The following is a 25,751-nucleotide window of genomic DNA, read 5'->3' as shown; positions in this document are numbered from 1 at the left end:
TATTAGTTGCAAGTTCTACTCTACCTTTAGCATTTTTTATTTCATTTCTAAAGTCGTTTTGGCTATATTCATCAAATATCTTTTCAATTGAGTTTGTATTAGCTCCAACTTTTTCTTCTAAAGTATCTAGCATTTTATTTAAGACATTTTTTAATTCAATTAATTGTGGGTTTGCAGGATTTAGAGTAATTCTTGCTTTTAAATCTCCGCTTTCAATTGCTGCTGCTGTTTGAACGCTTTGTTCTACTGCGTTTGTATCTTGAGTAAGTGAGTTGATTGTTCTTTCAATGTTTTCATTAATAGCTTTAGCCATATCTCCAAACTCATCTTTAGAATTTAATTCAATCTTACTTGCTGTTTTTCTTTCGTGATTTATTAGTGAAAATACTTCTCTTAAGCCTTTTTGAATGATTTCAAGTGGGCGAAGTGAGAATTTGATTAAGAAGAATAAGCATAATAAAATAATCACTAAAGAAGCGAAAAATAATGTTATATTTTGTTTTAATAAAGAATTTAAAGTATCGTCTATATCGCTAGTTAAATTGGTGCTACAGAATTTCCAGCCTGTTGTATTTGAATTAATACATACTGCAGTTTTTTCATCACCTTTAAAGGTATAGCGAACTGAAATGCCATCTTTTAGATTATTTTCAATCATTTTTATAACATCATCTTGCTTTAATTCAAATTCTTCATTTGGGTGCATTACAAATTCTAATTTATCATCATAAGCAAATATTGTGTTGGTCTTAGAAAAATGTAAAGTTAAAATTTGATTTTTTAAATCTTTAAATGCCATATCTCCACCAATTACTCCAATGATTTTGCCATTTTTAATAATAGGTGCTGAAATTGTCATAACTTTTTCTTTTAATCTCTCATCAGGATAAACTTCTTTACCTAATAAAGCCCTATTGGCACTAATAGCATCTTTATACCAACCCCTACTTCTTGCATCTTGGTCTTTTACTATATAAGGCTCGTTATTAGAGCTAATATAATAAAACTTGCCACTATCAGCCATACCAATAAATAAAGCAGAGAAATTTGAAATTCCTAAATAATTTTTAAGAATTTTAAAGATATTCTCATCTTGATTATCTTCACTAATTGAATTTGCTAAAATTGGTGAGAATTGCTCTATAAAATTTATTCTTGAATTAAAATAAGAATCTACATAAAGCATAGTGGCATTTAAGCCGTTTTCTTTAGCTTTGTCTGTAAATGATAATGAATCAGTTTTTGAACTAGAATAATTCACTATACACAATACAATAAAGCAAACTACAAGTGGGATAGCAATTAATGCTGGAATTTTGTTTGTTAATTTCATAATACTCCTTTTTAAAAAATTGCGTTAATGTTACAATTAAAGAATTGAATAATATTTAATAGTAAAAAAATTTTTAAATATCTATGTAGCAATGGTTTAAGCGTTTAAGGAATAATAAGAAAAATTATGATTTCAATTAAAAAAATATTAATTGAAATCAATGAAATTATAAAATCTCTTTTAATTTATTAGCATTCTTAAGCCATTCATTTAGCTTTTGATATTCATCGTTATTTATCATTTGCTTAAACTCATTTAGTTCATTTATAAAGCCATCAAGAGCATTTAAAACATTTGTTTTATTTTCTTTAAAAATACTTTCCCACATTGCAGGGCTACTCTTTGCAATCCTACTCATATCAGCAAAAGAACCACCTGCTAGGTGTAAAATGTTTTTCTTATCTTCGCAATCTAACACATAATTTGCTAAAGAAAAGCTAATTACATGCGGTAGATGAGATATGATGGCACTATGATGATCGTGCGAACTTGCATTCATAAAAGTAATTCTCATTCCAATATTGCTTAATAATTCTATGGTTCTATGTTGATGAAATACGCTCGTATTTTCGGTATTGCACAATACACAAACAGCGTTTTTAAATAAATCAATCTTAGCAGCACTAGGACCATTATGCTCTGTTCCTGCCATTGGATGAGCTAGTATGAATTGCTCTTTTAAATCATCGCTTATTGCGTTTTGAATACTTTCTTTTGTGCTACCAAATTCTATAATTGTAGTAGTTTTTGGAATATCTTTTAATTGTTTAATAATTTCAATAATAGCTCCAACAGGAACACATAAAAAAATCAAATCACAAGTTTTAATCTCATCAAAAGTTATAATTTCATGAACTAAATTAAGCTTTAAAGCTTCTTTTTCGTGTTCTTTATTTAAATCAATTCCATAAACTCCACTAATAAATTTGTTTTTCATCAAATTTAAAGCCAATGAGCCACCAATTAATCCTAATCCAATTACAACTGCTTTCATAACTTATCCTTAATTAAGATTTATATATGCAAAATAATATAATATTTTTCTAAAAAAAGGAGTTTAAATGGTTGATTTTATTGTGATTTTTTTGCACTTATTTTCAGCAATTATTTTTATAGGTTATGTATTTGTTGATGCGATTTTATGCTATGGGTTAAAACAAGCTAATGAGCTAAAAAAGGCTTATTTTAAAAGTTCAGGTATTTTATATGCACTTAGCTTTGTTATATTAATTCTTAGTGGAATTTATCTAGCATATAATGAATATACTAATTTTGCAAATATAAATAAAATTATGTTTTTTATCAAAATAGCTCTAGTAATTTTAATGCTTTTTATAACTTTTATTAGTATTTATATAGCGAGATTTAAAAACAATAAAGAACATTTTTTGGTAAAACAAGCTCATATTTTAGCCTTGATAATATGTTTTTTGATAGTTTTATTTGCAAAATTATTAAGTATTTTATGAGTAGTGAAAAAAGAATTTGAAATAAAATCTTATTTCAAATTCTTAATATTTTTAGCCTTTATTTGTAGCTAATTTGCGTCTTAGGTAAGCGATTTTTGTTTGTAGTGGTAATTGTTTAGGGCAATTATCTTCACAAGCAAGTAAGCTCATACAAGCAAAAATTCCATCATCATCACCAACTAATTCATAAAAATCATCTAAAGTTCTATTATCGTGTGGGTCTTGCTCGTATCTTGCAGCTCTCATAAGTCCTGCAGCACCTATGAAATTAGGTCTCATAACTTTAGTAGCACAAGAAGCTATACAAATACCACATTCAATACATCTATCAAGCTCAAATGTTTCTTCAGCAACTGCTGGTTCAACTCTTTCTTCAATCTTAGAAATATCAGTAACTTTGTCAGTATGTATCCAGCTTTCTACCCTTTTACACATACCTTCCATCCATTCACCTGTATTAACGCTTAAATCTTTAATATGTTTAAACGCAGGTAAAGGCATAAGCTCAATTACTCCATCAGGATAATCTTTAGTAAGAGTTTTGCAACCTAATTTTGGTTTTCCATTAATCATCATTGCACATGAGCCACAAATTCCTGCACGACAAACGAAATCAAAACTCAAACTTGCATCAAATTTTTCTCTAATTTGATTTAAAACTATAAAAATAGTCATACCACTAGTTTCATCTAATGTATAAGTAGCAAAATGTGGCTTGCTAATTTTACTATGTGGATTATATTTAAATACCCTTATTGTTAGTTTCCTACTCATAATCAACCCCTATTCTTTGATTAGCTGCTTTAAATCTAGCTTGTAATTCATAAGGCATAAGTGCGTCTTGGATTTCTGCTCTACTTTTACCTTCTGCTTGTAATTTTTCTGTAATTTCATCTACTTGTTTTTGACGAACTTCACTTAAAGGATTTTCAATTATATTTCCTTTTGCACCATAACCACGGAATGCTGGTGGCATTTCCATTTTCATAATATCAAGGTCTTCATATTCAACTCTAGGTAAAGTTGAGCCTTCATCCCAATAAGTCATAGTTCTTTTCATCCAATTTAAATCATCTCTTTTTGGATAATCTTCTCTATAATGAGCCCCACGGCTTTCAGTTCTAAGAAGCGCACCACGAGCAACACATAAAGCAACTTTTAACATTCTTGGAACTCTATAAGCTTCTTCTAGCTCTGGATTTGAGCAATTTAATTCTTTATCTTTAATAGCTACTTTTTTGCTCTCTATTAATAATTCTTCAAGGCGTTTTACTGCGTATTCTAATCCTTCGCCTGTTCTAAAAATAGCAACATGCTCCCACATAATATCTTTCATTTCGTTTTTGATTTCAAAAATATTATATTTACCTTCACGATTTGCTATTTCTTTTAAATAATTTGCTTCATCGTTTAAGAATTTTTGAACCACTTGCATATCAGCTACTATTGTATTATTTTTGCAATACTCAGAAAAATAATCTCCTACAATCATACCTGCAACAACGGTTTCAGCACAGCTATTTCCACCAAGTCTATTAAATCCGTGCATATCCCAACAAGCTGCTTCACCTGCTGCAAAAAGACCTTTCATCTTAGGAGTTTCTCCATTTGGCTTAGTTCTAATTCCACCCATTGAATAGTGTTGCATAGGAAGAACCGGCGCCCAACCTTTTGGACCTTCATCAGCAGGGTCAATTCCATTAAATGTCTTACAAATATCTTGAACATCTCTTAAGTTTTTTTCAACATGAGCACGACCTAAGATTGAAATATCAAGCCATAAATGCTCTCCATAAGGACTTTTAACACCTTTTCCTTTTCTAATATGCTCCATCATACGGCGACTTACAACATCACGACTTGCTAATTCTTTTTTCTCAGGCTCATAATCAGGCATAAAGCGGTATCCATCAACATCTCTTAAAATACCACCATCACCACGGCAACCTTCAGTTAAAAGTATCCCACTTGGAACAATTGGAGTTGGGTGAAATTGAACCGCTTCCATATTTGATAAAGAGCATAATCCTGTCTCAAGTGCCATTGCTGCACCTGTTCCTTCACAAATAACTGCGTTTGTAGTTTGTTTATAAACTCTACCATATCCACCTGTTGCTATCATTGTGCCTTTTGATACAAATGCAGTTAGACTACCATCAATTAAGCTTCTTGCAACTACGCCTAAACAAATTCCATCTTTGTGAATAATTCTAAGAGCTTCCATTCTATCTATGATTTTTACATTATGTTTGATTGCTTCGTTTGCAACCCCAAAAATCATACAATGCCCTGTAGCATCAGCAATATAGCAAGTTCTCCATTTTTTAGTCCCACCAAAATCTCTTGCATTTATAAGTCCGTGTGCTTCTTCTTTTTCTTCTATTGTTACTTTTTGTGCGTTTATAACAACATTTCTAGGACCTTTTGTAATCCTAGTCCAAGGCACGCCCCAACTAGCTAACTCACGAACAGCCTTAGGTGCAGTTTGAGCAAACATTCTTGCTACTTCTTGATCGCATCCCCAATCGCTTCCTTTTACGGTGTCAGCAAAGTGTAAATCTTCATTATCTCCTTCACCTTTATTACCATTAGCAAGACTTGCTTGCATACCACCTTGAACCGCAGCTGAGTGAGAACGCTTAACAGGACAAATACTTAAAAGCGTAACTGATTGACCACTTTTAGCAACTTCAACAGCACTTCTAAGTCCTGCTAAACCACCACCAACTATTAAAGCATCACTAAATTCTACTTTCATTTTAAGCCTTTCTGTTTGTTATAAGCTAATACCAGCTTTTATAAATACTGCTAAATTAGCAAGTCCTAAAACTATAAAGAAAATACTAATAACCCATTTTAATTTTTTAAGAGTTTTTCTTCTAGCTCTTGCAGTATGCACATCATTTCCATCAAACCAACCCCATTTAACGCAAAGTCTATAAAGACCAATACCACCATGAAGCTCAACAGCGAATAATAAAATTAAATAAAACGCCCACATATTATGATTTACAATTCTTTCAACTGCACCTAAAAATCTAATAGTTTCAGGATTAAAAAACATCATTGCAAGGTGCATTGAAGCGAAGAAAAACATAACAAAACCTGTACAGGCTTGAATAACCCAAAGCGTTGTATCTTCGTGTTTTATTAGTTTTGAATGCTCTCTTGCGATTTGCCATTGGCGATAAGTAATTGGTAATTTTCTCATACCAAGAGCAGCGTGAATAAAGAAAATAATAAAAATAATAAGCACCATACAAGATACTAAAGCAGGTTTTGGCGTATCAAAAATAGCCGAACCCTCAAAAAACTTAGCCGTAGCTTCAAAAAATTCAGGACTGATTAAAACGGTAGAAACAAAAAGCATATGTCCCCACATAAAAAGCCCTAGAATTAAACCAGTAGCACTTTGATAAAAATCAAGCTTAGCAGGTAAGCGTGATTTAGTGCCATCAACTCTTTTGCCTAAAAAATTTTCAATTTTACTAGACACTTTAACTCCTTTTCTTAAATTTTTCTCATTTTACTAATGTTTAACAAACGACCTACGAAAAAATATGTGGAATAATGAATTTAAACCACGGATACGCAATAAGTGTGTAAATTAGTAAATAAATAGCTCCAAAAATAGCACCTAATTTCCAAAATTCTACACCTTTAATATAACCACTCGCAAACCAAATTGGGCTATGTCCTGTCCCATAAGGCGTTAAAACACTTATCATACCCATTGGAGCTAGTAAAAACATCATAATAAAAGACGCATCATAACCAGCAATTTTACTTGCAATAATTGCAAACACTCCAACAACTGCAGTAACATATGCAGTCCCAGAAGCAAAGAAATATCTTAATAAACAAAACACAAGTAATAATATAAATACTGCTAAAGTAGGACTAATACCACTTAATAAACTATCAGTATATTTTGATAAGAATTCTAAAAATCCAACATTTTTTAATCCACCTGCCATTGTTACTAAAGTAGCAAACCAAGTAAGAACATTCCACGCTGGTTTATTAGCTAAAAAATCATTCCAAGTAATAATATTAGTAACTATCATTAGAATAATTACAATTAAAGCAGTTGTAGTAGCACTAACTCCAAAAGTCTTTGAACCTATCCATAAAATTAGAGCAAGAATTGAAATGCTTAACATTAATAATTCTTTTAATTTAATTGAGCCAAGTTTTACTAATTCTTCTTTAGCCCAAGCACTAATTTTACTAGAGCCTTTAACTTCTGGTGGATAGATATAATAAGTTAATAAAGGAGTGATTAAAAACAAAATAATACCAATAGGTAAAAAGCATAAAAACCAACCCATCCAATCAACTACAGCAATACCTGATTTTGATAATATCTCTAAAGCTAGTGGGTTTGGTGCTTGACCTGTTAAAAATATTGAACTTGAAATACAAGTAGTAGCAAGACTTACCCACGCTATGTAAGCACCTATTTTTCTTGGTTCTTTATCAGGAGAGCTATCATACATAGCAGGAATACTTGTAGCTATTGGATAAATAGTTCCACCACTTCTTGCAGCATTACTCGGAATAAATGGAGCTAAAATTAAATCAGCAATAGCAATTGCATAGCCTAAACCTAAAGTAGATTTGCCTAATTTATTTACTAAAATTAAAGCAATTCTTTTACCAAGACCACTATTTTGATAGCCAATTCCTATCATAAATGAAGCAAAAATAAGCCACACAACAGAATTTGAAAATCCAGTTAAACCCCAATTAATCGCAGCTTCTGAAGTAATTTTTGCACCAACTTCGCCTGATTTTGCAGGACCAACTTTAAATAATACTGCTAAAGCTATAGCAATAATACCTAAAAAAGCAGGTGGCATAGGCTCTAAGATAAGCCCTACAACTAAAGCAGCAAAAATGCTAACATAAATCCAAGCATTCATACTAAGCTGAGAATAATCAGCAAATAAATACGAAAGCAAAAACACAAGCAAACCAGCAACAACTGGTGCGATAAATTTCCACAACGGAACCTTACCTTTCATATTAACTCCTAAAATTAAGTTGAAATTAATATATTCCAAAAAAGCTAAAGATAATCTTAATTTTTTAAATAATCATCTAGCTTTAAAAAATTAATATTTGTTCTTAAGCTTTGATTTAAAAATAATTTAAACTTAAAATATTTTAAGGTTAATTTTTAATCATCATTTGCATTATTAAAAGCTAAATTAGTAAAAACCAAAATTCCATTTAATAATATATCTTCATCTATATTAAATTTTGGATGATGTAAAGGAAAACAACCTGAATACTTAGTCCCTAAAAAGAAAAATGCACCTTTATATTTTTGCAAATAAAAAGCAAAATCTTCTGCTCCTGTAGAAGCATTATCTTTATATACCACCTTTAAACCACTTTTAATAATTGCTTTTACTACTTTATCAACTGCTTCATCATTGTTAATTAATGCTGGATAGCCCCTTTGATAATCCAAAACACTATTAGTGCCGTAAGCTTTATCTAAGGCTTCAAGACTATTTTTTAAACTATTTTCTAAATAATCTCTAGTTTTAGAGCTAAAAGTTCTACAAGTCCCTTCTATTTTAGTTAATTCAGATACCACATTATATCTAACTCCAGAATTAAAAGTCCCTATAGTTAATACAGCATTGTCAAATGGGTCAAGTCCCCTTGATATAAATGTTTGTATATTGCTAACCCAATTACAAGCTGCACTTAAAGCATCTATTCCTTTATGTGGTTCTGCTGCGTGAGATGATTTTCCATTTATACTTACATAAAAATGATCAGAATTAGCCATCATAGCACCTTTTTTTACCATAACTTCTCCAACATTTGCTTCAGGCCAAACATGAAGACCATATATCTCATCTATACCATCTAAAACACCACTATTAATAATAGCTTTTGCTCCACCATTAGGAGAAGCTTCTTCTGCTGGTTGAAATACTAAAATAATGTTATTTGTTAATTCTGATTTAAATTCTTGTAATACTTTTGCAAAACCTAATAAAATAGCCGTGTGTGCATCATGCCCACAAGCGTGCATACATTTTGATTTTTTAGAAGAATAATTAACATTAGTTTCTTCATTTAAAGGTAAAGCATCCATATCAGCTCTAAAAGCAATGGTTTTACTTGCATTATCTACATTAAAATACGCAATAATTCCGTAATTATCGCTTTGTCTTTTATAAGTTATTCCTAATTTATCCAATTCATTTGCTATATAATTTGAAGTTTCTTTTTCTTCATAAGATAATTCTGGGTTTTGATGAATTGTTCTTCTGTAATTTACAACATCATTTTTAATACTTTTTATATAATTTTTCATTTTTACACTCCTTTAATTTTAAGTTTTGCAAATAGTATTGCCAATATTGTAGCTAATAAGCCAATTCCCATAGAAAGCAGCATTCCACTAAAAAGGCCGCTAAAAACTATTGTAGTAACTATGAAATTTAATAAGGCAAAATAAGTAACGCTTGAAATGGTATAAGATAAAGAATAATTGCTTATTGCTGGGCTTTTAAATTCTGGATCACATATTCTAAGCAATAAAATACCTGTTAAAAATACACCACAACAAGAGCCATAAGTAGCAATCATCATCTCAAACCAATACCCATCTAAAAGCCACTTACACATAAAATATAAAAATATAGTAGTTAAAACAAAACCTACAATAACCATATATAGTATTGGCATAAGGTATTCAAATACAGCTTTAATAGGCAAACTAGCAATAGCACAAACTACCGCAAATTCAGTAAGTGAACCCGATATTTTTGATTTAACTTTTTCATCTATTAAAAAACTTAATTTTAGTTTAATTATCAATCCCCAAACAATAAACATTATTATAATAGCATAAGCCCAAATTGATATTTCGCTTAATACAGGTATTTTGTATTCTTTAATAGTATTTAATACAAAATAAGAAATAGCACATACCCCTAAAATAATAGCCAAATGAAAAGCTAGAGCATCTATTGATGAACTCATAGTAGTTTCTCTACCTAAGCTATTTTGTTTGTTTATATCATTATGATAACCAACTTTAAAACTTACAGGAATATCTTGTGGAGTTTTTAATATTTTTGTTTCATTTTTTCTGCTTGCATAATTTATTAGCACCATTCCAAATAAAATTCCGCCAACAAGCCCAAAAGTAGCCATAGTAATAGCAACACCTTGAGCTTGTTCCCAATATTCAAGATTTAAATTATGAAGTAAATTTCCCAATACTGCAGCCGTTCCATGCCCACCAACATAGCCAATACCAAGTTCTAATCCAAAAGTAGAATAAAAATTATCAGTAAATACATATTGAGTGCTAAGTCCAGCTGCAAACTGAAACATAGATATAGCTATTATAATAAATGCTAAAGGCAAAATATTTTTACTTGATTTTAAACTTCCTTCAAATCTTAATCCAAGTGGAACAGAAGCTACAACTGGAACAATTAATATTCCAGGTAATAATTTATAAATATTCATCCACTCATCAGGTAGTTTTAATATATTAAATCCATTGTTTCCAAGTATTAAAACAATAAAACCACCAATTACTGAAGCAGGTATAAAAGTTTGACCAAAAAACTTAATCTTAGCTCTAAGAAAAACACCTAATAATAAAAACAAACTTATAAAGCCGACGCTATAAAGTAATTCTACAAATAATTTGCTTGTCATTTTACCAATCTCCTTTTGAGAGATTTTATAAAAAATTATATTTTTTAAGCCAATTAATTAAATAAAATAATCTAAAAATTATTTTTTTGATACATTAAGTAACAATAATAAAGTAACTATATAATTTTTAATATTTTAAAAAGGAAAATTATGAAAAAAATAATATTAACTAGTGCTTTTAGCTTTAGTGCTTTGGCGTTAGAATTTGGTAGTTTAGGTAATATACCTTTGAGTATGGGATATGCTGGAGTTGCACTTAAAGATAATGATTTTGCAACTTATTATAATCCTGCTAGTTTGATTTATTCTAAAAATGGTGTTAATTTTAGTTTTGGGGCAAATTATAATCAAAAAAATCTTTTAGAATTATCTAATCTTGATAAATCTATAAATAAAAAAATTGAAGCAAATATAAGCAAAATAAAGCATATTTTTAATCCAAACAACAATTCAAGAGCTAATAATTTAAAATTTGGTAATTTTGGTAGTGTTATAGATGATTTTATATCAAGAAACACAAATAGCGATAATGAAGATTTAGCCTTATTAGCAAAAACTTTTAAAGATGAATTAGATGATAATTTAGCTAAAGATGAGCTAGACAATATAATTAGTGATTTAAAAAATAAAATGCAAGATAATGATGAATTATCTACAACAATAAAAACCGAGCTAATAACTTCAACAAATAATACAAATGAAGAATTAAATAACAATGGTGTTGATACAAAATTATTAACAAATATAATAAGCGATACCGATACAAAAAATATCTTAGATGTAATAAAGAATTCAAAAGATGGTAATGTTAATTTAGATGATTTATTGTTAGATATTGGAGATACTAAATTAGATACCTTTCTTGATGAAAATACCTTAAATGATATTGAATTAATTTATAATGCAGTTTATGACAATGAAGTTAATTTAAATATATTAAGTGGTTTAGAATATAACAATAATTTAGGGGATTTAAGTGCTTTTTCTGTCAGCTTATTTAATACGATTTCACTTAATACTTATGCTTCGTTAAATAAAGAAAAAAGTAGTTTAATAATAAAAATAAAAGATGATGATAGATATATTTATTTAAAATTATTTAAAAGCAATTCACAACTATTCGTAACCAATGTAAGCGAAGAAGAATATTTAAATCATTCAGCAATGCAAGATAGTGTAAAAAATCCTTTAAATACAACAATGCTAATGATAACAGAAGTGCCAATTAGCTACGCAAATGGTTTTATAATGCCTTATGGAGAGCTTAGTTTAGGTGCTAGTTTAAAATATATGAATATTCAAGCATATCAAGTAGAAAAAGGCATTAAAATAGATATGAATGGAGTTAATTCTAAAGATATAAATATTAAAAATGATTTGCATAATGCAAAATCAACAAATACTTTTGGAATAGATATAGGGGCATTATATAGTATTGATGATTTTTCTACTGGATTGGTTATTAAAAATTTAAATAATCCTAAAATCAAATTCCATTCAAGCAGTATGAGATTAAATCCGCAAGTAAGATTTGGATTAGCATATAAATATAGTGATTTTACTTTTGCTTTTGATACTGATTTAGTTACAAACACAACTTTATCAAATAAATACAATAAATCTCAAATGCTAGGCGGTGGTATTAAATACGAATTTAATGATTATTTTAATCTAAGGGGTGGCTTAGCTTACGATATTAAAAAAGATTATGGGACTATACTTACAACGGGAGCTAATTTCTTTAATATATTTGATATAGCCTTAGCAAGTGGATTAAAGTCTAGTAATTGCGATAAAGATATTTGCAAGGTTTCAAGTAAAGTGCCTAATTATTTTGATTTAAGAATAGGATTTGGATATAAATGGTAAAGAATTTGAATTAGGATTTAACCTAATTCAAATCTTGCTTAATCCCAACATTCAGCGTTTTTAATACCTAATTTTTTAGCGCTAAATACAGGGTCTAAACCTCTTTTCTTTTGCTCATCATAATCTTTTAAGCATTTTATTAAAATAGGACTTAATAATAAAATAGCAATGATATTTATAGAAGCCATTGCAGCCATTGTAATATCTGCTAAATCCCAAGCTACTTTTAAATCTAATTGAGAACCAATAAATACCATAGCAACCGCACTTATTTTAAAAACTAATTCATTTAAATTATTTTTTGTAAGGTTTTTAACATTTGCATCTGCATAGTAAAAATTACCGATTAATGAAGTTACAGCAAATAAAATAACAGCAAAAGTTATAAAATGAAGTCCCCAAGTACCATAATATTCCATCATTGATTGTTGCACCATAGGTAAAGCATTTAATTTAGTTTCGCCAGTTGATAATTGATTAATGTAACTTTGTGAGAACAATACTAAAAATCCAGAGCATGAACATATAATTAAATCAATAAACACTGAAAAACTTTGAATAATTCCTTGTTTTACAGGATGGCTTGTATTTGCTGCTGCAGCTGCGTTTGGAGCAGAACCCATACCAGCTTCGTTTGAAAATAATCCACGCTTAATTCCTATTACTATAACACTACCTGCAAATCCACCAAAAATAGCTTGAAAATCAAAAGCACTATTAAAAATCATTTTAAACACAGATGGTATTAAATCATAGTGCATAGCCATAGCAATAATGCTTAATAAAATATAAACAAAAGCCATTATAGGAACAATAATTGAGCTTACTTTTCCAAGTGATTTTGAATTTGAAAAGAATAATGCAAAAGCAACAACACTTAAAATAATCCCTATAATTATACTTGCATTACTAAAGTTATCAGGAAAATATATCTCAAATGCTGAAGTCATAGTATGGCTTTGAAGTCCATTAAATCCATAAGCATAAGTAATAATTAAAATAACTGAAAATAATTTACCAAAAAATTTATTTCCTAAGCCTTTTTCAATAAAATATGCAGGTCCTCCACGAAAACCATTTTCATCTTTGCTTTTATATATTTGAGCTAATGTGCTTTCAGCAAATGCACTTGCACCGCCTATAAATGCCATTACCCACATCCAAAACAATGCACCTGCACCACCAACTACAACTGCAGTGCTAATTCCAGCGATATTTCCAATACCAACCCTTGAAGCAGTTGAAATCATTAAAGCTTCAAAACTACTAACATGGTCTTTGTTGTCTTGCTTTTCTTTTAATAATGTTAAAACATTACCCATCAATCTAAACTGAGCAAAACGAGTATTGATAGAATAAATTATACCTACAATAATTAGTGCAAAAACTAAAAAATAAGTATATAAATAACCATTTATTAAATCTAAAAATAAATGTATTTCTTCTAATAAACTTTGCAAACGCTCTCCTTAATAAAAAATTTCAAAAAATCATTATATATAAATTCAAGCGTTTTTGGTTAATTACTTATGTTTGCTGCTTTTATCTTCGCAAGCAATAATTAATCTTTCAAAAGGATTTTTTTGATTATCTGGCTTTTTAATAATGTCTTTTAAGCTCTTTGGATGTAATAAATTCATAATATCTCCTTTAAATTTAAAAAAACGAAGTCATTATAATAAATAAAAGATAATAAATATCAAAATCATATTATTTTTTATAAATTTTAATATTTTGTTACTTTTTGTAACATTTATTTTAAAAGTTTGATTTAAATTTATAATAAGTTATATAAATATAATTAAAATAGCGGCTTTAAATTATTTTAAGGAGTAATAATGAAAAAATGGAGCGAATTTGACAATCGTTGGATGTTTTCATTGTTTGGCACTGCTGTTGGTGCTGGAATTTTATTCTTACCTATTCGTGCAGGAACTGGTGGCTTTTGGCCTATTGTTTTAATGTGTGTATTAATTTTCCCAATGACTTATTTATCACATTTATTCTTATCATATTTTGTAGGCTCTACTAAAGGTGGAGATATTACTGATGCTGTGAATAAATATTTTGGTAAAGAAGTAGGAATTGTGATTACATTTTTATACTTTTTTGCAATTTATCCTATTTGTCTTGCTTATGGGGTTGGTATTACAAATACTATAAGCTCATTTATGGTAAATCAATTAGGCTTAGCCGAGCCAAATCGCTTAATATTGGCTATTGTTTTAATTACAATTATGATGGCTGTAATGTTTACTAATGAAACTTTAGTTACTAAAGTTTGTGAATGGCTTGTTTATCCATTATGCTTAATACTATTTTTATTTTCACTTTATTTAATTCCACATTGGAAATTAGAAGTTTTAGGTGAAGTTCCAAGTGCAAAGGAATTTATTAGCACAATATGGCTTACTTTACCTGTATTAGTATTTAGCTTTAATCACTCTCCTGCGATTTCAACTTTTAGCCTAAATACATATAATGAATATAAAGAAAACTCGGACGCAAAAAGAAAGCAAATATTATTTAATAACGCTACGCTTTTATTAGTATTTGTTATGTTTTTTGTATTTTCTTGTATTTTATGTCTTGATAAAAATGAGTTTGCTATTGCAAGAGATGCAAATATTCCAATCCTTAGCTATTTTGCTAATAAATTTGATGGAAATATCATAAGCTATGGTGCTCCTGCTGTTGCATTTTTGGCAATTTTAACTAGCTTTTTTGGGCACTATTTTGGTGCTAGAGAAGGCTTAAATGGACTTATTAAAAAAGTAAGCGGAAAAGCTGTTAGTAAAAATAATGCCTTTACAACTATATTTATGTATGTAACTATGATAATAGTAGCTTACTATAACCCTAGTATTTTAGGATTTATAGAAGATTTAGGCGGTCCTATTATTGCTGTAATATTATTTTTAATGCCTGTATATGCTATATATAAAATCCCAGAGCTAAGAGTTTATAAAAATGGTGCGGCTTGTTATTTCGTAGCTATTATGGGAATTATCACAATTACAAGTGTAATTTATAAGATGAACTTATGAGTAACTTAAGTATTTTTAAAATCGGCATTGGTCCATCAAGTTCGCACACAGTTGGACCTTTTGTTGCGGGAAATGAGTTTTTAAAAGGTTTAAATTTAAAAGAAATTACTAGGATAAAAGTTACTTTATTTGGCTCTTTATCACTTACAGGTAAAGGACATTTAAGCGATATTGCTGTGGTTTTAGGTCTTAGTGGCTTAAATGTAAAAACAATAAGCCCAGAACAAAAACAAGTTGTATTATTAAGATTAAACGAAAGAAAGCTTTTATTAGGAAATGAATTTGAAATAGATTTTGATGAAAATAGTGATATTATTTTTTCTAAAGAATTTAAAAGCTATCACGAAAATGCTTTAACGATTGAAGCGTTTTCAAATAATACTTGTGTTAAATCTAAGACTTATTATTCAGTTGGTGGTGGCTTTATTAAAAGTGAAGATGAGATTAGTAAAACTAATCAAACTAATCAAGAAAAAAATTATGATTATTCTTTTGATAGTGCGACGGAGCTTTTGTGGTTATGTAATAAATACAATAAAAACATAGCCGAAATTGCAATGCTTTATGAGCTTAATTTTAATAGCGAAGAATATATAAATAATTATTGCAAAGAGATTTATGAAGCAATGCAAGATAGTTTTAAAGCAGGTGCTAATTCAAATGAACTAATCCTACCAGGACCAATCAAGCTTAAAAGAAGAGCTCCTGCATTAGCTAAAAAATTAATGCTTTTAGATGATAAGAATTTAAATCGTAAGGGTGATTTGGATTTTATAGATTATTTTAGTCTTTATGCTATGAGTGTTTCAGAAGAAAACGCAGCGGGTAATCGTGTAGTAACTGCTCCAACCAATGGAGCTTGCGCAGTAGTTCCTGCTGTGCTTTTATATTTAAAAGAGCATGTAAAAAGTATGAGCGAAAAAGACATTAGAGACTTTTTATTAGTATCAATGGCGATAGGTTCATTGTTTAAGAAAAACGCAAGTATAAGTGGAGCTGAAGCTGGTTGTCAAGCAGAAATTGGCTCAGCTTCTTCAATGGCAGCTGCTTCATTTGCCTTTAGTATGGGGGCAAGTCCGATTGATTGTTGCTCTGCTGCTGAAATTGCAATGGAGCATCATTTAGGGCTAACTTGCGATCCTGTTGCAGGACTTGTTCAAATTCCTTGCATTGAGCGTAATGTATTCGGAGCAATAAAGGCTGTAAGTGCAGCTAAAATGGCTATGGATAGAGAGAGTGCTCCTAGCGTTGGGCTTGATGAGGTTATTAAAACTATGTATGAAACAGGCAAGGATATGGATACAAGATATAAAGAAACTAGCCTTGCAGGTCTAGCTACAAATTACAAGAAATTTTGCTAAAAAAGGGCTTTATGCCCTTTTTACAATCTGTAATTTATTATTTTTTGTTAATATTAAAAATCACATCAAAATAATGGAACTTTAATGCAAAATATAAGAAATTTTTCAATAATAGCACATATAGACCATGGTAAAAGCACTTTAGCAGATTGTTTAATCACAACTTGCAATGCTATAGAGCAACGCAAAATGAGTAAGCAAGTAATGGATACTATGGATATAGAAAAAGAGCGTGGAATTACTATAAAAGCTCAATCAGTTAGATTAAATTATACTTATAATAAAGAAAATTATATTTTAAATCTTATTGACACCCCAGGTCATGTGGATTTTTCGTATGAAGTTAGTAGAAGTTTAGCAAGTTGCGAAGGGGCATTATTAGTAGTTGATGCTTCACAAGGCGTTCAAGCACAAACAATTGCGAATGTTTATATGGCAATTGAGCATGATTTAGAAATAATTCCTGTAATTAATAAAATTGACCTACCAGCAGCAAATCCTGCAAAAGTAAAGGCTGAAATTGAGCATATAATAGGAATTGATTGTTCTAATGCAATAGAAGTTAGTGCAAAAGCTGGGATAGGAATTGCTGAATTATTACAAGCAATTTGTGAGAGAATTCCTGCACCAAAAAGTAATCAAAATAAGCTAAAAGCACTAATTTATGATAGCTGGTTTGATAGCTATTTAGGGGCTTTAGCTTTAGTTAGAGTAAGGGACGGAGAGATTAATAAAAACGATGAAATATATTTAATGCACGAAGGCGTAAAGCATAATGTATTAGATTTACGCTATCCACACCCACTAAATCCAATGCCAACAAATACAATTAAAGCAGGAGAAGTTGGTATCGTTGTATTAGGATTAAAAGACATAGCACAAATTAGCGTAGGAGATACAATAACCCTAGCAAAAGATAAAGCAACAGAGCCAATTGAAGGTTTTGCTAAAGCAAAAGCCTTTGTATTTGCAGGGATTTATCCGATTGAAACTGACAAATTTGAAGATTTAAGAGATGCTTTAGATAAATTAAAATTAAACGATAGTTCAATCTCATACGAGCCAGAAACTTCACTTGCTTTAGGTTTTGGCTTTAGGGTTGGCTTTTTAGGTTTATTGCATATGGAAGTTATAAAAGAACGCTTAGAGCGTGAGTTTAATCTAGACCTAATAGCAACCGCTCCTAGTGTTACTTATGAAGTTAATTTAACTGATGGAAGCGTATTAAATATCCAAAATCCAAGCGACTTACCACCTGTAAATAAAATAGACCACATAAAAGAGCCTTATGTAAAAGCTACCATAATAACTCCTAGCGAGTTTTTAGGGAATTTAATTACTCTTTTAAATAATCGCCGTGCAATACAAACAAAAATGGATTATATAACAGAAAATAGAGTATTGCTTGAATACGATATACCTATGAATGAAATTATTATGGACTTTTATGATAAATTAAAATCACTTACTCGTGGATATGCTAGTTTTGATTATGAATTTTGTGATTATAGAGTGGGAGATTTAGTAAAGCTTGATATAAAAGTGGCTGGAGAAGCAGTTGATGCGTTAAGCATTATCGTGCCAAATCAAAAGGCTTTAAGCAAAGGTAGAGATTTAGTAAAAGCTATGAAAGATATTGTGCCTAGACAATTATTTGAAGTAGCAATTCAAGCAAGTATAGGCAATAAAATCATAGCTCGTGAAAATGTAAAATCAATGGGTAAAAATGTTACTGCTAAATGCTACGGCGGGGATATTACTAGAAAAAGAAAGCTACTTGAAAAGCAAAAAGAAGGTAAAAAGCGTATGAAAGCAATAGGTAAAGTATCTTTACCACAAGAAGCATTTTTAAGTATTTTAAAGATTGATTAAAAAAGGAATTTCAAATTGAAATTCCTAAACTTTATTTAAAGTATTAGCTAGGTTTAAGCAATCTTGCAAAGTAGGATAGTCTGAAACAAAAATATTTTTTACATTATATTTTTTTAATTCATTTTCAGTGCTTTTTCCTATTGCTATTATATTTTTTGGAAAAGTTTTGAAAAAATATTCATAATCACGCACTCCTGATGGTGCTAAAAATATCAATATATCTTCATTATTTATTGACTTTATAAAAGGGTTTAAATCATTATCTAAAGGCGTATTTAATCTAGCGTTACTATATGCTATTACAGACCTTAGGCTAATATTATTTGAATCTAAAAACTCATCTAAATCACTTATAATATTTAAAGCCCTAAAATAAACACATTTTAAATTATTTAGCAGTGGCAATATCTCGTTTTTAAATTCACTTGCGTGAGCTGATTTGCCTGTATAAAATACATCTAAGCCTAAACTATTTAGGTATTTCGTAGTTGCTAAACCTATACTAAAAATCTTTTTATTTTTTAGATTAATATTATTTAATACACAAGATTTAACGGCATTTTTGCTAGTAAAAATACAAGCATCAAAATCATCATTAATGCTAAAATCATTAAAAATTATTTCATTTACAAAAATACTCTTTATGTTTGTTTCGTTTTTTAAACCAACTACATAAATCATTCAAAAAACACTTCTCTTTCAAGTTTGCAAAGCAATAAAGCACAGGCTAAAGCACATTGATTTTGCTTATAAATCCTATCTCCAAGTAATTCTAATCTCTCGTGCAAAATCAAGCCTGTATCACTAATAGCACATATAAAAGCTACACCGCTTTTAACACCTAAATCATCGCTATCTCCTAAAACCCCCGTGCAAGTTATAGCGTAATTTGCCTTAGTCAATTTCAATACCCCCGTAGCCATTGCTAAAGCACAATTTTGAGAATAAACTGCTTGATTTTCTAAATGAATATCTTCTACATTTAGCCAAGCTTTTTTGCTTTTATTTGAATATGTTATAACACTACCTTCATAAACACTACTTGAGCCATTAATTTTAGTAAAATTACTAGCCAATAATCCACCAGTGCAGCTTTCTGCGAAGCTTAATTTTTTGTTATTTTCTTTTAATTTTTTAATTATATGCTCGTATAAATTATCAGCAAAAATCACTTTTTTAGGGAATAATGATTTAACGGAATTTAAAAGCCCTATTTCATCTGAATATTCATTAGTATTTACTTTAACATATAATAAATTATCAAGTAGTGAATAAATATTAAGACTTACTCCATAAGGCTTTACGCTAGTATTTAATAATATTTCAGCACTTTCTAAATCCAAATCACTTATTAAAAAATCATAACTAAGTTTTGTGTTATGCAAAATTTCAGGTAGATAAAACATACTAGCTTTTAATATATTAATCATTACTCCGTTTAAATCTATTAAAACTGAATTTTTCTTATAATCTTTAGGATTTTCTACTATAAACTCATCATCAATTAAACTCAATTCACATTCTTTTAGTGTAGCTAGGATTTTATTAATCATAGAAAAAGAATGCTCATCAGCAATTATCGTTACTAATTCATATTTTTTAACATCTATTTCTAAAAGAGTATTTAATTTAGAATCATCATCATTAAGCTTAATGATAGTATTAGCAAACAAATTCTTCTTAGCCAAACTTCTATCTACAAATTCACAAAAACTACTATTAAAACTCAAATCTTTTGTAAAATATATTAATAAATGTTTCATTTCTTATCCTTTTATTTAAAAAAGTATAGCAAAATAAGTGCATTTTAACAATCAAAAAATATTAAAGGCACATTTATGGATTATAAAGATACATTATTATTACCCAATACTACTTTTGAGATGAGAGCAAATCTTTATGAAAACGAGAAAAAAAGTTTTGAAAAATTTTCATCATTTGCATACGCACAATTAAGAGATAAAAAAGCACCTAAATTTATCCTACACGATGGCCCTCCTTATGCTAACGGGCATTTACACATAGGTCATGCTTTAAATAAAATCTTAAAAGATATGATTAATAAAACTAGATATTTTCTAGCTAATAATTCAATTTCATATACTCCTGGTTGGGATTGCCATGGTTTGCCTATTGAACAACAAGTTGAAATCAAATTAAAAGATAAAAATCCAAGTATAAAAGAAATTCACGACGCTTGCACCGAACACGCAAAAGAATTCATAGGTATTCAAATGAAAGAATTTAAAGACTTAGGAATAATTGGAGATTTTGACAAGCCTTATTTGACTATGGATTTTAAATTTGAAGCAAATATTTATAAAACTCTTTTAGAAGTAGCTAAAAATGGTTTATTAATTCAAAGAAGTAAGCCAGTTTATTGGAGTTGGGCTGCTAAAAGTGCTTTAGCTGAAGCAGAAGTTGAATATGAAGATAAAGAAGATTATTCAATTTTCGTAGCATTCAAACTAAACGATGATGCAAAAGCAAAACTTAAATCTTTAGGAGCAAATGATAGTATTTTAAACAACGCAAGAGCTGTTATTTGGACTACTACTCCTTGGACTTTACCAGCAAATAAAGCAATCGCATTAAATAAAGATGAGCTATATGTTTTAGGAGAAAATGGTCTTATCGTAGCTAAAAAAAGATTAGAAGATTTAGCAGAATTTAATATTAAACCTGTGCTTGAGTTTAAAGGAGATTTTTTAGAAAATACAAACGCATTAAATCCTTTAAACAATAATCTATCTCAATTCATAACAGGAGAGCATGTTTTAATGGATGGCGGTAGTGGTTTAGTCCATACTGCACCAGGACACGGAGAAGATGATTATTATGCTTGTTTAAGATACAACATAGAAGTAGAAATGCCTGTAGGAGATGATGGTTGTTATGATGAAAATATCAAAAGATTAGTGCCAAATAAACCTGAATTATTAGGAATGCATGTATTTAAAGCAAATGAAGTAATTATTGAATTATTGGGCGAAAGTCTTTTAAAATGCTCTAAATTTATACACTCATATCCATTTTGCTGGAGAACTCATAAACCAATAATTTATAGAGCTACTAAACAATTTTTCATAGCTATGGATAAAGAATTTTACAATGGTATGACTTTAAGAGAATTAGCTCAAAAATCACTTGATGAAGTGAGTTTTTATCCAAAAGCAGGAAGAAATAGAATAGGAACTATGATTAGTAATAGACCTGATTGGTGTATTTCAAGACAACGCTCTTGGGGTGTGCCTTTAGCATTCTTTAATGATAAATCAGGGAATTTGATTATGGATTTTGAACTTTACGAACACCTTGCAAGTATATTTGAAAAAGAAGGCGTAAGAGTATGGTGGCAAAAAGATATTAAAGATTTATTACCAGCTAATTCAAAATATAAAGCAGATGAATTAGAAAAAGTTACTGATATTTTAGATGTTTGGTTTGATAGTGGCTCTACATTTAACGCTGTTTTAGCTAGTGGAAATTACGATATAAAAACAACTCAAGCTGATATGTATTTAGAAGGAAGCGACCAACATCGTGGGTGGTTTCAAAGCTCATTATTATTAAGCGTTATTTTAAACAAACAAGCACCTTATAAAGCAGTTTTAACTCACGGATTTACCGTTGATGAAAAAGGTAGAAAAATGAGTAAAAGTCTAGGCAATGTAATAGCACCAGAACAAATTGCAAAAAATTATGGCTTAGAAATCTTTAGACTTTATATAACATTATGTGATTATTCAACTGATGTTAAATTAGGTGAAAGCATATTAAAACAAACTAGCGAACAATATAGAAAAATAAGAAATACAATAAGATTTTTATTAGCAAATACTAGCGATTTAAAAGCTTATAATTATAATTTCAGTGATTTAGACAAAATGATTTTAAATAAAGCTAATAATGTGTTTGAGCTTTACAAAAAATCATTCTTAGAATATGATTTCGCTAAAGGTATGAATGCACTTTGCACATTTTTAAGTGCTGATTTAAGCGGTGTTTATCTTGATATTTGTAAAGATAGCTTGTATTGTGATGCTAAAGAAGATAGCAAAAGAACAGCGTCAATTACTGCAATGGCTTTAATACTTAAAAAATTATTAGTTTTACTAGCACCTGTATTAACTCATACTACAAATGAAGCTTGCGAACACGCAAACAAATTTATATTAGGCGATATTAAGAGTATTTTTGATTTAGAAGATTTTGATTTTGCTAGTAAAATCACACCGAGCAAAAACGATTATGAATATTTATTAAAAACTCGTGTTAAATTCTACGAGCAAATTGATATATTGAAAAAAGATAAAATAATCAAAAGCACATTAGAGCTAAATCTAGCTACTAATGATGAAGTGATATTAAATTATGAAGAAGCAGCTGATTTTTATTCATTAAGTAAAATTGAAGCTTTAAATAGTAACGAAGCTTTGGCAAGTTTTGAAATTGATAATAAAACATACAAAATCATAAAATCAAATCTATGCAAATGCCCTAGATGTTGGAAATACTTAAGCCTAAGCGAAGAAAGCTTATGTCCTAGATGCGAAAGGGTGTTAAAATGAGCGAACCTGTTAGCTTAGAGCTAATAGTCGGCACTATTATAGTATTAGCTATAATTAGTGCTATTGGAGTAATTTTAGTAAATAAAGGAAAGAAATGATAACTTTAGAACAAGCATTAAAATTAAGTGATAATGAATTAATAGAATTAAAAAAAGAGCTAAATAAATTAGCATTAGAAAACAAACATTTAGGAGCTTATGTAGAGCAATTAATCAATACTCCTTTAGATGATGTTGATTATCTAGGAGTGCCTGTAGCTATTAAAGATAATATTCAAGTTAAGGGCTGGAGCATTACAAATGGTTCAAAAATAATGCAAGGATATTATGCACCTTATGATGCAAGTGTGATTAACAATATGAAAAAACACAAATTCGCACCATTTGGAAGATGTAATATGGATGAGTTTGCTATGGGTAATACTACAAAAACAAGCTTTTATGGAAAAACCCTAAATCCTTTAAATAATGCTTTAGTCCCAGGTGGAAGTAGTGGTGGTAGTGCTGCTGCGGTAGGTGCAAAAATAGCTCTTGCTGCATTAGGAAGCGATACAGGTGGAAGTGTTCGCCAGCCTGCTGCATTTTGTGGTTGTGTAGGTTTTAAGCCAAGTTATGGAAGAGTTAGCAGATATGGACTTGCTAGTTATTCAAGTAGTTTAGACCAAATAGGAGTATTAACTCAAAATGTAAAAGACGCTAGTATTTTATACGATGCGATTGCAGGTCATTGTGAGTTTGATAGCACTAGTGCTGATATTCAATTTGTGCCTACATTTGATAAATTAGACGCTAATAAAAAATACAAAATCGCAATTATTAAAAATTATATAGATTCATGCTCTGATGAAATAAAAACACAAACTTATAAAGCTATAGATAAATTAAAAGCTTGTGGTCATACCATAAGTGAAGTTAGCCTTGCTGATAGTAAATACGATGTAGCTGCTTATTATATAATAGCTTGTGCTGAAGCAAGTGCTAATTTAAGCCGTTACGATGGGATTAGATATGGCAATAGAGCTAAGGAATTTAAAGATTTAAACGAGTTATATGTAAATACTAGAAGCGAAGGTTTTGGGCTTGAAGTTCAAAAAAGAATTTTATTAGGAACATTCGTGCTTTCAAGTGGTTATATTGACGCATATTATAAAAAAGCTCAATTAGTAAGAGAAATTATCACTAGAAAATACAATGAAATTTTAAGCGATAATGATTTAATACTAATGCCTGTTGCACCAAGTCTTCCAAAATCATTTGATGCGAAGACTAGTTCTGTTGAAAGCTATTTAGAAGATATTTTCACTATTTCAGTTAATCTTGCAAAACTTGCAGGTATTAGCGTGCCTGTTGCTAAAACTGAAGATAATTTAAATGTGAGCGTTCAATTAGTAGCAAAAAGATTTGATGAGCAAAACTTATTAAATGCAGCATTAAGTTTGGAAAACGCTGTTAAATAACCTACCCTATTCTATTTTAAATTCTAAGAATTTAAAATAGATTTTAATCACTTTTAGCACTTCACTTAATATTTATATTATGTAATTTTTATACTTTCTATCTTTTTTTATCGTAAATTAACTATCTAAATAGTGGCTAAATTGTAAATTAATAAAGTTTTTTGATATTTTTATTTAAGTAAATGCTATGATATGAAAAATAAAGGAGAGTTATGTTTAAAATATTAGCTATTTTACTAATTACAAATATTTATTCATATCAAATAAATAAGTTAAAAATAGAGCTAGATAGTATTTATAAAAGCTTTGCATATATTACAAAAGAGATAAAACAAGACCAAAATGAGTTTATAAAAATCATTAGTAATTGCAAAGATGATAATAATTGTATTATAAGTTCTTATAAAGCTAGAATAAAAGAGCTTAGCACTAGTCTTGAAAACTCAAAAACCTATCCTAAAGAACTAATAGAACATATAAAAATAATTCAAGAAAACTCAATAGAATGCAATAAAGATAACTATATGCGATATGAGCATGGACGATTTATTGATGAGCCAGAAAAATGTAGAAAATTACTAAAACTCAATAATTTTTGGCAAGATTTTTTTAGATATAAGGATATAAAAATAAAGCCAAAAATTGTAGATGCTAAGCCTTACGCAAGCCAAGAAGTAAAAGATACTCTTAAATACTGCTGGGATTTAGGGCTTGATAGAAAAGTTTATAAGTATATAAAAGATTATAGTTCAGATGATAGCAATGATAATGTCAGTTATCGTTTTATAGAAGTTGATAAAAATAATGAGCTTTATATTATAAGTAAAATTAAAGGTAAAAAATACATAGAAAAACATAAAAGTATAACTATAAGTGATGTAGTTTTAGATGATAAAAATTACTTAGCTTTATCAGGTGAAATTGGAAATATATTATTTATAGAAAAAGATTTTTGCAATCATCCTATGAAGAATAAAAATCTATTAGAGCTTTTAAAAAATTCTAATAAAATGAAAATATCAAATAAATATTACGAAGAAGCAAAAGAAACTTTTATTATAGAGTATAAGGA

19 protein-coding genes are annotated in these 25,751 nt (G+C 29.3%); 8 read left to right on the top strand and 11 right to left on the bottom strand.

Annotated features, from left to right (window positions below):
- Positions 1-1,333 (bottom strand): methyl-accepting chemotaxis protein (locus tag KJQ97_RS04630; protein ID WP_214120102.1); only part of this gene is annotated, 1,333 nt, incomplete at its 3' end.
- Positions 1,334-1,499: 166 nt separating this feature from the next.
- Entirely contained in the window at positions 1,500-2,327 is an 828-nt protein-coding gene (locus KJQ97_RS04625) for a prephenate dehydrogenase (protein ID WP_214120101.1), read from the bottom strand.
- 67 nt (positions 2,328-2,394) lie between these two features.
- Here KJQ97_RS04625 and KJQ97_RS04620 point away from each other — a divergent pair, with 67 nt between their 5' ends.
- A complete protein-coding gene (locus tag KJQ97_RS04620) occupies positions 2,395-2,802 on the top strand; it encodes a hypothetical protein (RefSeq protein ID WP_214120100.1) in 408 nt (135 codons plus the stop codon).
- A 51-nt stretch (positions 2,803-2,853) separates the two neighbouring features.
- Here KJQ97_RS04620 and KJQ97_RS04615 read toward each other — a convergent pair whose 3' ends face one another.
- From KJQ97_RS04615 to KJQ97_RS04590, 6 genes are all read right to left on the bottom strand, one after another.
- A complete protein-coding gene (locus KJQ97_RS04615; RefSeq protein WP_214117694.1) occupies positions 2,854-3,576 on the bottom strand; it encodes a fumarate reductase iron-sulfur subunit in 723 nt (240 codons plus the stop codon).
- The gene (locus KJQ97_RS04610; RefSeq protein WP_214120099.1) at positions 3,569-5,560 is read right to left on the bottom strand and encodes a fumarate reductase flavoprotein subunit; all 1,992 of its coding nucleotides are present in this window, start codon (positions 5,558-5,560) and stop codon (positions 3,569-3,571) included. Before KJQ97_RS04610 ends, KJQ97_RS04615 begins: the two co-directional genes overlap by 8 nt.
- 18 nt (positions 5,561-5,578) lie before the next feature.
- A complete protein-coding gene (locus tag KJQ97_RS04605; protein ID WP_214117696.1) occupies positions 5,579-6,298 on the bottom strand; it encodes a fumarate reductase cytochrome b subunit in 720 nt (239 codons plus the stop codon).
- A 52-nt stretch (positions 6,299-6,350) separates the two neighbouring features.
- Entirely contained in the window at positions 6,351-7,829 is a 1,479-nt protein-coding gene (locus KJQ97_RS04600) for a DASS family sodium-coupled anion symporter (RefSeq protein ID WP_214120098.1), read from the bottom strand.
- A gap of 155 nt (positions 7,830-7,984) precedes the next feature.
- Positions 7,985-9,142 (bottom strand): M20 metallopeptidase family protein, encoded by a 1,158-nt coding sequence (locus KJQ97_RS04595; RefSeq protein ID WP_214120097.1) that lies wholly within the window; start codon positions 9,140-9,142, stop codon positions 7,985-7,987.
- A 2-nt stretch (positions 9,143-9,144) separates the two neighbouring features.
- A complete protein-coding gene (locus tag KJQ97_RS04590; protein WP_214120096.1) occupies positions 9,145-10,503 on the bottom strand; it encodes a sodium/glutamate symporter in 1,359 nt (452 codons plus the stop codon).
- 150 nt (positions 10,504-10,653) lie between these two features.
- Between KJQ97_RS04590 and traF the strand changes: the two genes are divergently transcribed.
- Positions 10,654-12,372 (top strand): conjugal transfer protein TraF, encoded by a 1,719-nt coding sequence (gene traF, locus KJQ97_RS04585; RefSeq protein WP_214120095.1) that lies wholly within the window; start codon positions 10,654-10,656, stop codon positions 12,370-12,372.
- Between the two features lie 38 nt (positions 12,373-12,410).
- Here traF and KJQ97_RS04580 read toward each other — a convergent pair whose 3' ends face one another.
- Positions 12,411-13,811, bottom strand: coding sequence for an alanine/glycine:cation symporter family protein (locus KJQ97_RS04580; protein WP_336607684.1), 1,401 nt, complete (start codon positions 13,809-13,811; stop codon positions 12,411-12,413).
- A gap of 399 nt (positions 13,812-14,210) precedes the next feature.
- Between KJQ97_RS04580 and KJQ97_RS04575 the strand changes: the two genes are divergently transcribed.
- From KJQ97_RS04575 to lepA, 3 genes are all read left to right on the top strand, one after another.
- The gene (locus KJQ97_RS04575) at positions 14,211-15,419 is read left to right on the top strand and encodes an aromatic amino acid transport family protein (protein WP_214117700.1); all 1,209 of its coding nucleotides are present in this window, start codon (positions 14,211-14,213) and stop codon (positions 15,417-15,419) included.
- Positions 15,416-16,780 (top strand): L-serine ammonia-lyase, encoded by a 1,365-nt coding sequence (locus KJQ97_RS04570; protein WP_214117701.1) that lies wholly within the window; start codon positions 15,416-15,418, stop codon positions 16,778-16,780. Before KJQ97_RS04575 ends, KJQ97_RS04570 begins: the two co-directional genes overlap by 4 nt.
- 84 nt (positions 16,781-16,864) lie before the next feature.
- A complete protein-coding gene (lepA, locus tag KJQ97_RS04565; protein WP_214117702.1) occupies positions 16,865-18,652 on the top strand; it encodes a translation elongation factor 4 in 1,788 nt (595 codons plus the stop codon).
- A gap of 24 nt (positions 18,653-18,676) precedes the next feature.
- Here the strand turns inward: lepA and KJQ97_RS04560 are convergent, their stop codons facing one another.
- Both KJQ97_RS04560 and KJQ97_RS04555 read right to left on the bottom strand, forming a co-directional pair.
- The gene (locus KJQ97_RS04560) at positions 18,677-19,333 is read right to left on the bottom strand and encodes a uroporphyrinogen-III synthase (protein WP_214120093.1); all 657 of its coding nucleotides are present in this window, start codon (positions 19,331-19,333) and stop codon (positions 18,677-18,679) included.
- The gene (locus tag KJQ97_RS04555) at positions 19,330-20,415 is read right to left on the bottom strand and encodes a CinA family protein (protein ID WP_214117704.1); all 1,086 of its coding nucleotides are present in this window, start codon (positions 20,413-20,415) and stop codon (positions 19,330-19,332) included. The genes KJQ97_RS04560 and KJQ97_RS04555 overlap by 4 nt, the downstream gene beginning before the upstream one ends.
- A 75-nt stretch (positions 20,416-20,490) precedes the next feature.
- On the opposite strand from KJQ97_RS04555, the gene ileS reads away from it, so the two are divergent.
- The 3 genes from ileS to KJQ97_RS04540 all read left to right on the top strand — a co-directional run.
- Positions 20,491-23,223 (top strand): isoleucine--tRNA ligase, encoded by a 2,733-nt coding sequence (gene ileS, locus KJQ97_RS04550; RefSeq protein WP_214120092.1) that lies wholly within the window; start codon positions 20,491-20,493, stop codon positions 23,221-23,223.
- Positions 23,224-23,317: 94 nt separating this feature from the next.
- Positions 23,318-24,679, top strand: coding sequence for an Asp-tRNA(Asn)/Glu-tRNA(Gln) amidotransferase subunit GatA (gatA, locus tag KJQ97_RS04545; RefSeq protein WP_214120091.1), 1,362 nt, complete (start codon positions 23,318-23,320; stop codon positions 24,677-24,679).
- Positions 24,680-24,891: 212 nt separating this feature from the next.
- Positions 24,892-25,751 (top strand): lysozyme inhibitor LprI family protein (locus tag KJQ97_RS04540; RefSeq protein ID WP_214120090.1); only part of this gene is annotated, 860 nt, incomplete at its 3' end.

It is taken from the genome of Campylobacter sp. 2018MI01 (assembly GCF_018501205.1).
GTDB lineage: Bacteria > Campylobacterota > Campylobacteria > Campylobacterales > Campylobacteraceae > Campylobacter_E.
Note: the sequence above shows the minus strand (reverse complement) of the source record. Positions and strands in the feature narration are given on the sequence as shown.